The organism is Pseudaquabacterium pictum (genome assembly GCF_005403045.1).
Taxonomy (GTDB): domain Bacteria; phylum Pseudomonadota; class Gammaproteobacteria; order Burkholderiales; family Burkholderiaceae_C; genus Pseudaquabacterium; species Pseudaquabacterium pictum.
This window is the reverse complement of the sequence record NZ_BJCL01000007.1, coordinates 65,638-79,848: the sequence shown is the minus strand read 5'-3', so window position 1 is coordinate 79,848 and position 14,211 is coordinate 65,638. Positions and strand designations below refer to the sequence as shown.

General features: G+C 72.1%; 13 protein-coding genes. 3 read left to right on the top strand and 10 right to left on the bottom strand.

From position 1 onward, the window contains the following. Window positions 1-77 precede the first annotated feature (77 nt). Together FFT10_RS14520 and FFT10_RS14515 are read right to left on the bottom strand one after the other, a co-directional pair. Window positions 78-1,382 (bottom strand): tetratricopeptide repeat protein, encoded by a 1,305-nt coding sequence (locus FFT10_RS14520; RefSeq protein WP_137733568.1) that lies wholly within the window; start codon window positions 1,380-1,382, stop codon window positions 78-80. Window positions 1,383-1,565: 183 nt separating this feature from the next. Continuing rightward, the gene (locus tag FFT10_RS14515) at window positions 1,566-2,768 is read right to left on the bottom strand and encodes an MFS transporter (RefSeq protein ID WP_228027129.1); all 1,203 of its coding nucleotides are present in this window, start codon (window positions 2,766-2,768) and stop codon (window positions 1,566-1,568) included. A 109-nt stretch (window positions 2,769-2,877) separates the two neighbouring features. On the opposite strand from FFT10_RS14515, the gene FFT10_RS14510 reads away from it, so the two are divergent. Beyond that, window positions 2,878-4,569, top strand: coding sequence for an N-acyl-D-amino-acid deacylase family protein (locus FFT10_RS14510; RefSeq protein ID WP_137733566.1), 1,692 nt, complete (start codon window positions 2,878-2,880; stop codon window positions 4,567-4,569). Window positions 4,570-4,576: 7 nt separating this feature from the next. On the opposite strand, the gene FFT10_RS14505 is transcribed toward FFT10_RS14510, so the two are convergent. Next, window positions 4,577-5,593, bottom strand: a complete 1,017-nt coding sequence (locus FFT10_RS14505; RefSeq protein ID WP_137733565.1) for a catalase family peroxidase — start codon at window positions 5,591-5,593, stop codon at window positions 4,577-4,579. A 235-nt stretch (window positions 5,594-5,828) separates the two neighbouring features. Here FFT10_RS14505 and FFT10_RS14500 point away from each other — a divergent pair, with 235 nt between their 5' ends. Next, complete coding sequence (locus FFT10_RS14500; protein WP_137733564.1) at window positions 5,829-6,200, top strand: hypothetical protein; 372 nt, start codon at window positions 5,829-5,831, stop codon at window positions 6,198-6,200. 30 nt (window positions 6,201-6,230) lie between these two features. On the opposite strand, the gene FFT10_RS14495 is transcribed toward FFT10_RS14500, so the two are convergent. The 5 genes from FFT10_RS14495 to FFT10_RS14475 form a co-directional block, all read right to left on the bottom strand. Further along, complete coding sequence (locus FFT10_RS14495; RefSeq protein ID WP_137733563.1) at window positions 6,231-6,842, bottom strand: glutathione S-transferase family protein; 612 nt, start codon at window positions 6,840-6,842, stop codon at window positions 6,231-6,233. Between the two features lie 23 nt (window positions 6,843-6,865). Then, window positions 6,866-8,599, bottom strand: coding sequence for an N-acyl-D-amino-acid deacylase family protein (locus FFT10_RS14490; protein ID WP_137733562.1), 1,734 nt, complete (start codon window positions 8,597-8,599; stop codon window positions 6,866-6,868). Window positions 8,600-8,624: 25 nt separating this feature from the next. After that, window positions 8,625-9,716, bottom strand: a complete 1,092-nt coding sequence (locus FFT10_RS14485) for an NADH:flavin oxidoreductase (RefSeq protein WP_137733561.1) — start codon at window positions 9,714-9,716, stop codon at window positions 8,625-8,627. 19 nt (window positions 9,717-9,735) lie between these two features. Then, a complete protein-coding gene (locus tag FFT10_RS14480) occupies window positions 9,736-10,887 on the bottom strand; it encodes an NADH:flavin oxidoreductase/NADH oxidase (RefSeq protein WP_137733560.1) in 1,152 nt (383 codons plus the stop codon). 89 nt (window positions 10,888-10,976) lie between these two features. Continuing rightward, a complete protein-coding gene (locus FFT10_RS14475; protein ID WP_137733559.1) occupies window positions 10,977-12,140 on the bottom strand; it encodes an MFS transporter in 1,164 nt (387 codons plus the stop codon). A 52-nt stretch (window positions 12,141-12,192) separates the two neighbouring features. On the opposite strand from FFT10_RS14475, the gene FFT10_RS14470 reads away from it, so the two are divergent. Next, window positions 12,193-13,038: an alpha/beta fold hydrolase gene (locus FFT10_RS14470; protein ID WP_137733558.1), complete on the top strand. Its 846-nt coding sequence runs from the start codon at window positions 12,193-12,195 to the stop codon at window positions 13,036-13,038. On the opposite strand, the gene FFT10_RS14465 is transcribed toward FFT10_RS14470, so the two are convergent. Together FFT10_RS14465 and FFT10_RS14460 are read right to left on the bottom strand one after the other, a co-directional pair. Then, window positions 13,039-13,773 (bottom strand): PEP-CTERM sorting domain-containing protein, encoded by a 735-nt coding sequence (locus tag FFT10_RS14465; RefSeq protein ID WP_137733557.1) that lies wholly within the window; start codon window positions 13,771-13,773, stop codon window positions 13,039-13,041. Between the two features lie 150 nt (window positions 13,774-13,923). Next, window positions 13,924-14,178 carry a DUF3297 family protein gene (locus FFT10_RS14460; protein ID WP_137733556.1) on the bottom strand — a complete coding sequence of 85 codons (255 nt, stop codon included), beginning with the start codon at window positions 14,176-14,178 and terminating at the stop codon, window positions 13,924-13,926. Window positions 14,179-14,211 lie beyond the last annotated feature (33 nt).

Genomic DNA, 14,211 nt, shown 5'->3' with positions numbered 1-14,211 from the left:
ACCTGCAGCCCGGCTGGCCTCCAAGCAGAACCGGCACCCTCGGGTGCCGGTTTTTTTTGTGCCTGGCGTTTGGTACGCTATTTTGATCCCAGTGCCTGGAGGCGCGTCCGCGTGTCCTGGGCGTGCCGGAAGTTCGGCGCGACCTGCAGCGCCTGCTTGAAGGCAGCGATGGCCGCTGGCTTCCGACCCAGTTCCGATTGCACGATGCCCAGGTGGTAGTGAAAGTTCGGATCCTTGGGCTCCAGCTTGACCGCTTCCTCGATCGAGCGGGCCGCGGCCGGCAGGTCGCCCCGAGCCCGCTGGACCCAGCCCAGGGTGTCGCGCACCTTGGCGGACCACGGTGCCAGCTCCTTGGCCTTCTGGGCCCAGACCAGGCCCTGATCCAGGTTGGTCTTGCGGTTGGCGGACATGAAGGCCAGGTTGTTGTACGCGATGAACGAACCGGGATCGCGCTTCACCACCTCGACATAGGCGGCTTCCGCCTCCTGCCACCGGCTGGCACCTTCGTTGGCCACGCCGATCCGCAGCAGCACGGGTGCCGGATCCTTGACCTTGCCGATCGCCGAGCGGAAGACTGCAATGGCCTTGTCGATCTCATTGCGCGCCAGGTACAGGTCGCCCTGGTCCAGGTAGGCCTGCAGATAGTCCGGCGCCACCGCGATCGCGCGCTGGTGGTGCTTGACGGCTTCGTCGAATTTTCCCTGCCTGGCCCACAGCCGCGCCAGTGCATGCAGCGGCTGCGGATTGGTCGGCGCGGCCTTGGCAGCACCTTCCAGCACGGCTTGCGCCTCGGCGTTCTTGCCGAGCCCGGCCAGTGCGCGCGCGAGCCCGATCTGCGCCTGGACATTGCCTTTCTCGACCTCGATGGCCCGCCGGAACACGCCTTCGGCCTTGGCGACCGTGGCGGACCGGGCCAGGTACAGCTCGCCGAGCATGGCGAGCGCCTGCGCCGACTGCGGCGCGACCTCGACCGCCTGCGTCAAGGACTTTTCCGCCTCGGCGATCCGGCCTTTCGCGGCCAGCCACTTGCCCATGTTCAGCAACAGCAGCAGGTCACGCGGAGCAGCTTGCAGCCCCTTGCGCAGCCACGCCTCGGCCTGGGCGTCGTCGCCCTTGCGGCTGGCCGCTTCGGCCAGGCCCAGATAGCCGGCGGATGCCGTGGGATCGAGCGCCACCGCGGCCTTGAACGCCGTCTCGGCGGCAGCGAGATTGCCTTGCTCCAGCGCTGCCAGACCTTCGTCGATGCGCGGCTTTGACACGCTCGGCTGACTGGGTTGGCCCGTCGGCACTTCCTGCAGGATCATGGGTGCCGCGGAGGCCAGCGATATCTGCAGTGCGGCGGCGATCGCTGACGCCGTCATGATCTTTCGGTGGATGGTCATCTCCCTGCTCGCTTGGGTACTGCGCGGATCGGTGGGCCGTGACGGCGCGATGGCGGCTGTTGGGGCTCGGTGCGCCGCCGCGTGGACCGCAACCGAGTATAGGCAGGATGGTGTCCATGCACGTTGGGGACGCGGGCCTGCTGCGCACAGGACCGGCGCGGCGCCAGCACCGTGGCCGCCCTGTCAGGCGGGCGCACCCATCCTGGCCACCAGGTCGGCCCGTTCAGCCCGCCGCGACAACACCAGCGCCCCCAGGCTGCAGCCCACGAAGCCCAGCGCCACCGCCGGCAGCGACCACGGCCCCAGGTCCAGCCAGGCCTGGCTGCCGGCCGCCGCGCCGAGTGACATGCCCACATACAGCGCCGAGGCATTGATCGCCAGCAGCAGGTTGCGCAAGTCTGGCGCCAGGCCGATCAGCCGCTTCTGCTGCGGCGCGTAGAAGCCCATGCCGGCCAGCGACCAGGCTGCGTAGGCGGCGATGCCCAGCCAGGGCAAGCCGGGCAGCAGCAGCAGCGCGCCGCTGGCGCAGCCCATGCCCAGCACCGACCATTGCAGGCTGCGCGCCGCACCCAGGCGGTCGCCCAGGCGGCCGGCCAGCAGGTTGCCGGCCACGCCGCTCAGCCCGCCCACCAGCAGCGCCAGGGACAGCTGCGCCGGCGGCAGGCCATAGCGCTGCTGCAGATAGGGCGCCACCAGCGCAAACAGCGCAAATTGCGCCGACATGTGGCACACCGACATCGCCACCGCCCAGGCCGCCGCCCGCTGGCGGAACACCTGACCGAAGCTGGCCAGCGTGGTGCCCGGCGCGGCGCGCCGGTCGGTCACCAGCACCGCCACCAGCAGCGTCACCACCACGGCCAGCACCGCCAGCGCATTGAACATCGTGCGCCAGCCCCACAACGCGCCCAGCCAGGCGGTCAGCGGCAGGCCCAGCACGCTGGCCAGCGTCATGCCGCCGAAGACCACCGCCAGGGCCTGGCCCTGGCGCTCCGGCGGCACCATGCCGGCGCCCAGGCCCGAGGCCACGGGCCCCACTGCTGCCGCGCCCAGCGCCAGCAGCACCCGCGCCGCCACCACACCGCCATAGCTGGGTGCCAGCGCGCTCAGCACGCAGCCGGCGGCCATGGTGGCCAGGCCGCCCAGCAGCAGGGTGCGCCGCGGCAGCCTGCCGGCGGCCACCTGCAGCAGCGGTGCGGCCAGCGCGAAGGTGATGGCGAAGACGGTGATCAGCACCGCCACGTCGGGCTGGGACACGCCCAGGTCGGTGGCCATCGGCAGCACCAGGCCCACCACCGCGATCGACGATGTGCCCATGGTGAAGTACGCCAGCGACAGCGACCACAGGCCAAGGCTGTGGTGTCCGGGGGGTGTCGCCGCGCTCGCCATGCTGCGGGCCATCGTAGTCGACGCCTGCGTGCCGGCTGTCACCTGGGCGCGGGCCGACGCCGACAGCGGCCGCCAGAATCAACCGCACCCCCACCAACGGAGCGCGTCCATGCACGACATCCTCATCCAGGGCGGCACCGTCGTCGACGGCACCGGCGCGCCAGCCCGCCAGGCCGATGTGGCGGTGCAGGGCGGGCGCATCGTGGCGGTGGGCAGCGGCCTGGGCGCGGCGCGGCGGGTGATCGACGCCAGCGGCCTGCTGGTGACGCCCGGCTTCGTCGACATCCACACCCACTACGACGGCCAGGCCACCTGGGACAGCGCGCTCACGCCCAGCTGTTGGCATGGCGTGACCACGGCGGTGTTCGGCAACTGCGGCGTCGGCTTCGCGCCGGTGAAGCCCGGCGCTCGTGATTACCTGATCAACCTGATGGAGGGCGTGGAAGACATCCCCGGCACGGTGCTGGCCGAAGGCATCAGCTGGAACTGGGAGTCCTTCCCCGAGTACCTGGACGCGCTGGAGGCCCGCCAGTACACGATGGACATCGGCGCCCAGCTGCCGCATGCCGCGCTGCGCTTCTACGCCATGGGCGAGCGCGGCGCCGAGCACCTGGCCCGGCCCGCCGAGGCCGAGCTGGCGCAGATGGGCGCGCTGGCCGAAGAGGCGCTGCGCGCCGGCGCGCTGGGCATCACCACCTCACGCACCACCAAGCACCGGGCGCGTGATGGCCGCTACACCCCCAGCCTGACGGCGGCCGAGCCCGAGCTGTTCGCCATCGCCGGTGCGCTGCGGCGCGCGGGCAAGGGCGTGCTGGAGGTCAACTCCGATTTCGGCGACGGCGATTTCGAGATCCTGCGCATGGCCGCCGAGGCCGCCGGCCGGCCGATGTCGCTGCTGCTGCTGCAGGTGGACAACGCGCCCGACCTGTGGCGCCGCACGCTGGACCAGATCCATGCCGCCCGCCGCGCCGGGCTGGACGTGACCGGCCAGGTCGGCGCCAAGAGCATCGGCGTGCTGTTCGGCCTGGAGACCAGCCGCAACCCGTTCGACAACCACCCGGCCTGGGAACCGCTGCGCCCGCTGACACCACGTCAGCGTGTCGAGCGCCTGCAGGCCGATGGCGCGCTGCGCCAGCGCCTCGTCGACGAGCGCCCCACCGACGCGCTGACCCGCTGGTTCGACACCGCCTTCCACCGCACCTTCGCCATGGCGCCGGTGCTGGACTACGAGCCCGCGCCGGAGCAGAGCCTGGCCGCCCGCGCCGCCAGCGCCGGCACCAGCGCCTGGGCGCTGGCACTCGATGCGCTGCTGGCCGACGACGGCAAGGGCCTGCTGCTGCACCCGTTCGAGAACTACACCGGTGGTGACTTCGGCGTGGTGCAGCAGATGCTGGCCGACCCGGCCACGGTGATGGGCCTGGGCGATGCGGGCGCCCATGTGGGCCTGATCTGCGATGGCGCCGGGCCCACCTTCCTGCTCAAGCACTGGGCGCGCGACCGCCGCCGCGGTCCGCAGCTGCCGTTGGAGGCGCTGGTGAAGAAGCAGACGCAGGACACCGCTGCGGTCTACGGCCTGACGGACCGCGGCAGGCTGGCGCCGGGCCAGCGTGCCGACATCAACATCATCGATTTCGCCGCGCTGGACCTGCTGCCGCCGGAGGTGGTCTATGACCTGCCCACCGGCGGCCGCCGCCTGCTGCAGCGCGCCCGCGGGTACCGGCACACCTTCGTGGCCGGCACCGAGGTGCTGCGCGACGACGAACTGACCGGCCAGACGCCGGGGCGTCTGGTTCGCGGCTAGACAACCGTCACTGCTTGGGCCCTTCGCCCAGGCGGCGGCCCAGGCCCACCGCATAAGGCGCAGCGCGTGCGGCCAGCATCGGGTCGGCCGACGGCTCCACGCCCTTGGGCAGGATCATCGGGTTGTAGGTGATGGCCACGCAGGGGCCGCTGGCGTCGGCCGAGACCGACTGGATCGTCAGCCGGCCCAGCGTCACCTTCTTGCGGTCGTCGGGCAGCGGCGTCACCGCGCTGTCGAGCTTGTCGCCCGGCTGGGCCAGCTGCAGGTTGAAGTCGAAGGCCACGCCGCCGGCGGCCACGCGCTGGCGCAGGTCGTCGATCAGGAAATCGGTGCCCTTGGCCTTGGCCTCGTCGTCGGTCAGCGTCTGCGTGCCGCCCACCGGTTCGAAGATCCACTTGCCGAACTGCTTCTTGCCGGCAGCGTCGACGAAGCCGAAGGCATGCACGCCCCAGTAGTTCACCTTGCCGAAGCTGGCCGGCACCGGCTGGCTGGCGAAGTACTTGCCCTGCAGCAGCACCTCGGGGTTGGCATCGGCGAAGGCCTTCACCTTGTCGGGGTTGGGACGCTTGGTTTCCGCATCGGGCATCAGCGATTCCAGCCGGCCGATGAACTGCTCGGGCGTGGCCGCGCCGAACACCGGCGCCGAGATGTTGCCCATCTGCCAGGTCTCGCCGCCGGGCAGGTTGAACTGCAGCGCCAGGTTGCGCTGGCTGCGGGCGTTGTCGGGCGCCTTGGGGTTGGCGCCGCCCACCGAGAAGCGCACCACCACCGGCACCGGCTGGCCGCTGAAGGCCGACGACACCGACAGGGCGCGGCCTTCGGCGCTGCCGACGAAGCTGCCCACGGCGCACACGCCCTTGGCGCCGGAACGGCGGAAGCCCTCGAACTTGCCGAAGGTGCGCTCGAAGGTGTCGACGAAGCGGGTGGGGTCGACCTGGGCGGCAGCGGGGGCGGCCGCCAGCAGGGCGGCGGTGGCGGCGGCAGCGGCGGTCAGCAGGCGGGGCAGGGCGGCGCGGTGGGGCATGGTGGTCATCCGTGGCGGAGGGGAGTGAAGAAGGCAGCCGGAGCCGCCGGTGGGTGTTACGCAACGGTGGTCGGATTGGATGCGCGGTCCTTACAACGGACAGCGGATCGCCCGTGTGCGGGCCGCGCCGGCGGATGCAAGATGGCGCCGTGCCGCTGTGTTCTTCGCCGGTTTGCCGCGGCAGCCGCGGCGAAGAATGCAGCCGATGTGCAGCCTGCCGGGCCGAGGAGCGCCGATGGAATCGACCGACACCCCTGATCTGCCAGCGGCTGGTGACGCGGCCAGCCATGCGGCCGGCCCGGGCTTCGGCCGGCTGCTGCAGCGCTACTTGCTGCCGGTGGGCCTGTGTGACACGCCCAGTGGCGACCTCTTCGCCGAGCGCGCGGCGCTGGAGCACAACAAGCAGATCCTGCGGCGCTGGATGCCGCACTACGCGAAGGTGCACACCGTGCTGGCCGGCAGCCTGCTGACAGTCTGCACCGGCGCCCATGCCAGCGAGGTGCCGGGCTGGGTGGTGGCCGCCGCGGCCATCACCACCGTGGGAGAGCTGGCCCTGGCCATCACCTTCGGCTGCATCGCCCTGGTGCTGCGCCTGGGCCGCGACTGACAGCCCGCCCGCTGGCCGGCGGGGCGGGAATCAGGGCCGGGCGAGTGCGCGGGCCAGGGCCGGGCGGCCGTGGCAGGCATCGGCCCAACGCTGCACATGGGCGTGCTCGCTGTAGCCGAAGCCGATGTTCTTCATCAGGTGCATCACGGCGGCCACATTGAGATCGGCCACGCTGAACTGGTCGCCCAGCAGGTAGGGCCGCTGCGCCAGCGCGGCATCCAGCACCCGCAGCGGCCGCTGCAGGCCCTTGGTGGCGCCTTCGACCACCTTGGGGTTGCGCTTCTCCTCCGGCGTGAACAGCTTCTGCACCACGATCTGCATCTGCAGCGGCTCGATCTCGCTGATGCCCCACACGCTCCACTGCCAGGCGCGGGCCTCGTCGGCCGGGTTGGCCGGGTACAGCGCGCCGCCGTAGCGCTTGGCCAGGTACAGGTTGATCGCCATCGACTCGCACAGCGTCAGGTCGCCATCCACCAGCGCCGGGATGCGGCCGTTGGGGTTGACGGCCAGGTACTCGGGCGCCTTGGAGTCGGGCCCGTAGGTGGTGGGCACGTGGGTGAAGGCGATGCCGGTTTCCTCGATGCCCCACAGCGCGCGCAGGGCGCGCGAGGCCGAGGTGCCGTACAGGGTGGGTTGGGTCATGGTGTCTCCGTCGTGGTCTGGAATCAGGCGGTCACGGCCACGCTGCCGCGCACCAGGCGGCCAGGCAGGGCGCCGGTGGCTTCACCGTGGCGGTAGGTGACCGTGCCGGCCACGATGGTGGCCACATAGCCGCTGGCGCGCTGGTGCATGCGGCGCCCGCCCGCTGGCAGGTCATGCACGACGGTGGGCACATGCACCTGCAGCCGGGCCAGGTTGATGACGTTGATGTCGGCCTTGGCGCCGGGCACCAGGCGGCCACGGTCGGCCAAGCCGGCCAGGTTGGCCGGCACGCTGGTGAGCGCGGCCACCGCCTGCGGCAGCGGGATGCGGTCGGCCTCGGCCGCATCGCGGGCCCAGCGGGCCAGGTAGCTGGTGGGGAAGCTGGCGTCGCAGATCATCCCGTAATGGGCACCGCCGTCGGCCAGGCCCACCACCGCCTGCGGGTGGCCCAGCATGGTGCGCACCGCATCCAGGTTGCCGTCGCGGTAGTTGGCGCCGGGCTGGTAGAACAGGGCGTGGCCATCGTCGGCCAGCAGCAGGTCGTAGGTGAATGCCTCGATCGACTGGCCCGCGGCCTCGGCCAGGCGGTCCAGCCGCTGCGAGAGGTCGGGCTCGTAGTCGGCGTCGGAGCCCCAGGCGTAGCTGTACTGGAAGCTCTTCACCGTCTTCAGGTTCACCGGGTTGGTGTCCTGAGGCTGCTCAGACAGCAGGCGGGCGCGCATGGCCGGGTCGCGCAGGCGCGCCACCCGCTCGGCCAGCGGCAGGTGGGCGATGGCCTTGTAGCTGGGGTGGTAGGCAAAGGCGTGGAAGCTCAGGTCCAGGCCGTAGAACATGCCCACAGGGCGCGGCGCCACTTGGGCACGCATCGGCAGGCCGTCGGCGGCTGCCTGGCTCAGCGCCGCCAGGCTCTTGCGCCAGGCCTCGCGGTCGCCGGTGGGCATCTGGATCAGGGTGTACGACAGCGGCCGGCCGCTGCGCTCGGCCAGGCGGCGCATCAGCGCAAATTCATCGTCGGCATCGCCCATCGGCGCCGGGATCAGCTGGAACACGCCGCGGCCGGCGTCCTTCAGGCCGTCGGCCAGCGCGCCCAGTTCGTCTTCCTCCGAATGCAGGCTGGGCGCCAGTGCGCCGGCCTTGGTGCGGTGCATCAGGTTGCGCGAGGTGGTGACGCCCAGCGCGCCGGCGGCCATCGCCTGGGCGGTGAGGCGGCGCATCGCGGCCAGGTCATCGGCCGTGGGCGCACCGCCGGCGGCGCGCTCGCCCATCACATAGACCCGCAGCGCCGAATGCGGCAGCTGCGCCGCCACATCCACATCGAACTGGCGCGCGGCCAGCGCGTCCAGGTACTCGGGGAAGGTCTCCCAGTTCCAGGGCAGGCCGGCGGTCATCACCACCTCGGGCACGTCTTCCACGCCTTCCATCACCTGCACCAGCAGGTTGCGCTCGGCCGGACGGCAGGGCGCAAAGCCCACGCCGCAGTTGCCCATGACCACCGAGGTGACGCCATGGCCCGACGACGGCTGCAGCCGCTGCGACCAGGTGGCCTGGCCGTCGTAGTGGGTGTGCACGTCGACGAAGCCGGGCGTGACCAGCAGGCCGCGGGCGTCGATCTCCTCGGTCGCCGTGCCGGCCACCGTGCCAACCGGAGCGATCGCGGCGATGCGGCCGCCTTTCACCGCCACATCGGCCACGCGGGCGGGGGAGCCCAGGCCGTCGTGCACCGTGCCGCCGCGCAGGATCAGGTCGTAGTCAGCCATGGGTGTCTCCTTGGGGTGGATGGGTTCAATCGGAAACGAAGTTCTTCCAGGTGCTGGCCACGTAGCCGATGAAGGCGGGGCCGAGGCCCTCCTTCTCCAGCCAGGCGCGCGTCACCGGACGCTCCACGCACTGGAAGGCCGGATCGGCCAGTGCGCGGGCAGCGAAGTCATGGTGCAGCATGGCGCCGCGGCCGATCAGCACGAAGTCGGCGCCGTGCTCCAGGCAGCGCTGGGCGGTGGCGGCATCCATGATCTTGCCGGCCACGCCCAGGCGGGTGGTGCCGCGCGGCAGGGCCGCAAAGTGGTCGATCAGCGGCCGGTCGGCAAAAGCCGCATCGATCGGCGGCTTGAAGCAGTCCCACAGCGACATGTCGAGGTAGTCCAGCTTGCCGTCGGCCAGCACCTGGGTGGCCAGCGCCAGCGATTCCGGCATGGTGATGCCGAAGCGCTCGGGCGACAGCCGCAGCCCCAGCTGGAAGGCCGGCCCGGTGCGGGCGCGCACGCCGTCGATGATGCTGTGCAGCACCCGGCAGCGGTTGACGAAGCTGCCGCCGAAGCGGTCGCTGCGCTGGTTGTTCTCGCCATCGAGGAACTGCGCCAGCAGGTAGCCGTGGGCGCCGTGCAGCTCCACGCCGTGGAAGCCGGCGCGCTCGGCGCGCACCGCGGCGGTGATGAAGTCCTCGATCAGTTGCTCCACCTCGGCGGTGGTCAGCGCCCGGGCGCCGGTCTCGGCATCGTCCCAGGGGCAGACCGGCTGCTCGCCGGTGAGTGCGCGGTCGGACCGGCGACCCGAATGCTGGATCTGCAGCGACGAGCCGCCACCGCCGGCATGGATGCCGGCGGCCAGGCGCGTCAGTCCGGGCAGGTGGTCATCGGACCACACGCCCAGCTGGCCGGGGAAGCCCTGGCCGCCGCGCTGCACATGGGCGGCGCAGGTCATGGTGAGGGCGAAGCCGCCGCGGGCGCGCATCGTCAGCCAGTGGTACTCGGCATCGGCCAGCGTGCCGTCGGCGTTGCTCTGCCAGTTGGTCAACGGCGCCAGCATGAAGCGGTTGGCCATGGCCGGGCCGCGTGCAAAGGGCAGCGGGTCGCTGAGGCGGGGGATGGTGTCGGGCATGGTGTGGGAGACGGAGGTGTCAGGTGGTGGTGCCGAAGGTGGACGGCTGCACGCCCGGCGCGCTGGCGCGGCGCTTGTCCAGCCACCAGCCGGCGGCGGGCGGCACCAGGGCGAACTGCGGATCGGCGCCCAGCTTCTGCGCCGCGTCCAGCGGCCAGTTGGGGTTGTAGAGCAGCTCGCGGGCCAGCGCCACCAGGTCGGCCTGGCCCTGCTGCAGGATGGCCTCGGCCTGCCGGGCATGCACGATCAGGCCCACGGCCATGGTGGCGATGCCGGCCTCCTGCCGCAGCTGGGCGGCATAGGGCACCTGGTAGCCGTAGGCCGGCGGCGCATTCGGCACCGGGCCGGGCAGCATACCGCCGCCGGAGCAATCGACCACATCGATGCCGCGGGCCTTCAGTTCACGCGCCAGCCCCACGCTGGCCGCCGGATCCCAGCCGGTGCCGTCGTCGACCGACAGCCGCATGAACAGCGGCTTGTGCGCCGGCCAGGCGGCGCGGGCGGCCTCGGCCACCTCCAGCGCAAAGCGCATGCGGTTGGCAGCGCTGCCGCCGTAGTCGTCGGTGCGCTGGTTGGACTGCGGGTTGAGGAACTGGTGGATCAGGAAGCCGTGGGCGCCGTGCAGTTCCACCACGTCGAAACCGGCCTGTTCGGCACGGGCGGTGGCGCGGGCGAAGGCTTGCACCACGGCGGCGATCTCGCTGCGGCTGAGCGCACGCGGCACGGGTGTGCGGGCGTCAGGGGCGATGGCGCTGGGCGCGACCAGTTCCCAGCGGTCCCAGTCGGGCACGTTGGCGGTCTCGGGCGTCAACGGGCGGCCGCCTTCCCAGGGCCGGCCGGTGCGGCTCTTGCGGCCCGAGTGGCCGAGCTGGATGCCGACCTTGGCGCCGCAGGCGCGGGTGAAGTCGGCGATGCGTTTCAGGCCGGGGATGAAGGCGTCGTCCCACAGGCCCAGGTCGCCCACCGTGCCGCAGCCGCGGCGTTCGACCTTGGTCGATTCGACGATGAACAGCCCCGCGCCGCCGGCGGCATAGCGGCCGGCGTTCATCAGATGCCAGTCGGTGGCGAAGCCACGCTCGCCGGCGTACTGGTGCATCGGCGCCACCACCACCCGGTTCTTCAGCACCAGGTCGCGCAGGGTCAGCGGGGTGAACAGCAGGGGGGTGGTCATGTCGGCGGACTCTAGCCCCGGGGCCGGGGCCGTGGGTGTCGCCTGGTGGTCAGTCGGGAGCGGTGGTGGTCCGCGGGACAGGGGTCATGTCACCGATCCGCCAGCACACACAAACCAAGCGCCAACAGCACCGTCACCAACCCCGCCGGCCCCAGCGCGCCGTACCCCAACGTCGCCAGCAAGGCGCCGCCGGCAGTCGCTCCCAGCGCCTGGCCAGCGTACAGGCTCGATGAATTCAGCGCGATCGAGGCCGACGCGAGCGCTGGCGCCGCCGCCGCCAGCCGCGCCTGCTGCGCCGAGACGAAGGCGAACGAGCCGCCGCCCCACACCAGCACCACCAGCGCCATGCCGGCCAGGCTGGGCGTGACCAGGCTGAACAGGCACCACAGCGCCAGACCGGCGGCCACCAGTCCCAGTGCCAGACGGGATCCGCGGTCGGGCCCGATGCGGCCCACCCAGCGTGTCAGCAGCACATTGCCGGCCAGGCCGCTGAGGCCCATCACCCCCAGCAGCGCCGCCTGCACGCCCGGCGGCGCCGCCAGGAAGTGCCGGAACAGCGGCGTGACGTAGCCCAGCACCATGAAGTGGCCGGCACACCACAGCAGCGTGGTGCCCAGGATGCGCCGCAGCCGCGGGCTGCCGGCCACGTCCAGCCAGGATTGCAGCGACAGCGGCGCCACCCGCAACCCGCCCGGCACCGACCGCCACACGATGGCCGCCGACACGAACGCCAGCACCGCGATCAGGCCGAAGCCGGCGCGCCAGCTCAGCCAGTTGGCCACCAGGTTGCCCAGCGGCATGCCCACCACCGACGCCACCGACCAGCCGAGGAACACCGTGGTCACCGCCGCCGGCCGTTGCGCTGCCGGCACCAGCAGGCCGATGGTGGCAGCGGCCTGCGGCGTCAGCACCGCCGCGCCCAGCACCGACAGCGGCCGCAGCACCGCCAGCACGGTGTAGCTGGGCGCCAGCGCACACGCCACATGGCCGATGCCCAGCACCAGCAGCGACGCGGTCAGCAGCAGCCGCCGGTCGACCCGCGAGGTGACCGCCGCGAACAGCGGCGCGCCCAGGCACATCGCCAGCGCGGCCAGGCTCAGCAGCTGGCCGGCGGTGGGCACGCTGACCTGCAGGTCCTGCGCCAGCTTGTCCAGCATGCCCGGCACCACCAGCACGCCGCAGGCGACGACGAAGTTGCCGAACATCAGCGCGCCCAGCGGACCACGCAACGGAAGGGAGGGGTTGTCGGACATCGGTGGACCGATGGTCGCAGGCCTGGCGCCGCCAGGCTTCTAGACTGGTGACATGGACAACCCTGATGCGCTGCTGGCCGCCGCCACCCGCCACACCACGCCTTGCGGTGACGGCGATCTGGTCTGGCACCGCTGGGGCCCGGCCGGTGGCGCCCCGGTGGTGCTGCTGCACGGCGGCTCGGGCAGCTGGACGCATTGGCTGCGCAACATCGCCCCGCTGGCCGCTGCCGGCCATGCGGTGTGGGTGGCCGACATGCCGGGCTTCGGCGATTCGGCCGCACCGCCCGATGGCGGCGATGCCGATGTGCTGCCCGGCTGGCTGGAGACCGGCCTGCAGCAGTTGCTGGGCGCCACGCCGGTGGCGGTGGTGGGCTTCTCGTTCGGCGCGCTGGTGGCCGGGCTGTGGGCCCAGGCCCGGCCGGCGCGGGTGGCCCGCCTGGTGCTGGTGGGCAGCCCCGGCCTCAGCGCCGAGCGCTTGCCGCCGCTGGACCTGCGCCGCTGGGACAGCCTGCCGCCCGGCCCCGCGCGCCTGGCGGTGCACCGCCACAACCTGCTGCAGTTGATGCTGGCGCATGCCGCATCGGCCACACCGCTGGCCGTGACGCTGCATGCAGCCAATGTCGAACGCGACCGCCTGCGCCAGCGCCGCATGATGCTGACCGATGCGGTCGCGCGGCTGCTGCCGCAGCTGGCCTGCCCGGTGCACGGCATCTGGGGCGCGCTGGATGTGCTGTACGCGCAGCGCCTGCCGCTGATCGGCCAGGTGCTGGCCACCGCGCCGGGGCACCGCAGCCTGGTGCTGGTGCCCGAGGCCGGGCACTGGGTGGCCTGGGAGGCGGCCGAGGCCTTCAACGCCGCGCTGGCGGCGGCGCTGGCGGATGGCCTGACCAGGGGCTGATCAGGCTGCGCGGCGGCGGCGCGCCATCGCGCCGACCAGCGCCAGGCCAGCCAGGGCCAGGCTGATGCTGCCGGGCTCGGGCACCGCGCTCACCGGCACCAGGTTCAGCGGCACGGTGTTGCTGATCACCATCGACTGCACGGTGAAGCGGTCGTTGCCCGACAGGTTGGCCGTGCGGAAGCCGTAGCCGCTGATGCTGCTCAGTCCCGAGTTCAGCGTGCTGCGGGCTTCCGGGGTCGTGGCCAGCACGTCGGTCCAGCTGCCGGTGGGGTTCACCCACAGGTCGTAGCGGTTGTAGTTGGCGTTGCCGGCCTTGTACAGGTGGGCCCACAGGGTGGCGGTGCTGCCGATGGTGGCCTGGTCCGGTGCGAAGCTGCCGGTGACACCGCTGCCGCGCACCATCCAGTCGAGGCCACCGGGCGAGCCCTCGTTCGACTTCAGGCCCACGTTGGGGCGGTTCGTGTGGGCGCCGGTGGTGACGTTGTCGAGCCACAGGGCCAGGAAGTTGTTGGCACCCAGGTCGCCGGCTTCCAGACGCACGGTCATGGCGATGTAGAGGTCGCCGGTCTGTGCCGCGCTGAACAGGCCGGTGGCCTGGTTGTCACCGTTGCCGGTGAAGCTGATCGGGGCGGCGGTCTGGGCCACCACGGCGGCGTGCGCGGCGGGGGCGGCGAGGGCGGCCAGCACCAGGGCGGCAGCGGCGGTGATGCGGTGCGGGAAGGGGGCGGTGGTCATGTCGGTTCAGTCCGGTCAGAAGGTTGCAGCCGGCGTCGGCTGCGGATGGACTGAACTCTAGGAGGCGGGCCGCCGTGGCTGTCCCCCGCAGCGGCGGGGGGTGGCCGTGAACACTTCACGCGGGCCGGCGCTGCAGCGCCGTGTCGGCGGTCAGCCGGCGTCTGGCGCCCGGTAGAACACCTCCACCGTGCCCTTGAGCTTGATCAGCAGCGGCTGGCCGCGGCGGTCCACCGCCTTGCCGGCGGGGATCCTGATCCAGCCTTCGCTGACGCAGTATTCCTGCACGTCGAAGCGCTCCTTGCCGTTGATGCGCACACCCACCTCGCGCTCGAAGACGGCGGCGTTGTGGTGCGGGCTGCGCGGGTCGGCGCTCAGGCGGTCGGGCAGGGCGGGGGTGTCGGTCATGGCCGGAAGAATCTGCTGGAACGGGTGCGCAGT

Bases quoted from the DNA above. Each gene is read 5' to 3' on its own strand.
- FFT10_RS14520 (WP_137733568.1), bottom strand. From the start codon at position 1,382: ATGACCATCCACCGAAAGATCATGACGGCGTCAGCGATCGCCGCCGCA.
- FFT10_RS14515 (WP_228027129.1), bottom strand. From the start codon at position 2,768: ATGGCGAGCGCGGCGACACCCCCCGGACACCACAGCCTTGGCCTGTGG.
- FFT10_RS14510 (WP_137733566.1), top strand. From the start codon at position 2,878: ATGCACGACATCCTCATCCAGGGCGGCACCGTCGTCGACGGCACCGGC.
- FFT10_RS14505 (WP_137733565.1), bottom strand. From the start codon at position 5,593: ATGCCCCACCGCGCCGCCCTGCCCCGCCTGCTGACCGCCGCTGCCGCC.
- FFT10_RS14500 (WP_137733564.1), top strand. From the start codon at position 5,829: ATGGAATCGACCGACACCCCTGATCTGCCAGCGGCTGGTGACGCGGCC.
- FFT10_RS14495 (WP_137733563.1), bottom strand. From the start codon at position 6,842: ATGACCCAACCCACCCTGTACGGCACCTCGGCCTCGCGCGCCCTGCGC.
- FFT10_RS14490 (WP_137733562.1), bottom strand. From the start codon at position 8,599: ATGGCTGACTACGACCTGATCCTGCGCGGCGGCACGGTGCACGACGGC.
- FFT10_RS14485 (WP_137733561.1), bottom strand. From the start codon at position 9,716: ATGCCCGACACCATCCCCCGCCTCAGCGACCCGCTGCCCTTTGCACGC.
- FFT10_RS14480 (WP_137733560.1), bottom strand. From the start codon at position 10,887: ATGACCACCCCCCTGCTGTTCACCCCGCTGACCCTGCGCGACCTGGTG.
- FFT10_RS14475 (WP_137733559.1), bottom strand. From the start codon at position 12,140: ATGTCCGACAACCCCTCCCTTCCGTTGCGTGGTCCGCTGGGCGCGCTG.
- FFT10_RS14470 (WP_137733558.1), top strand. From the start codon at position 12,193: ATGGACAACCCTGATGCGCTGCTGGCCGCCGCCACCCGCCACACCACG.
- FFT10_RS14465 (WP_137733557.1), bottom strand. From the start codon at position 13,773: ATGACCACCGCCCCCTTCCCGCACCGCATCACCGCCGCTGCCGCCCTG.
- FFT10_RS14460 (WP_137733556.1), bottom strand. From the start codon at position 14,178: ATGACCGACACCCCCGCCCTGCCCGACCGCCTGAGCGCCGACCCGCGC.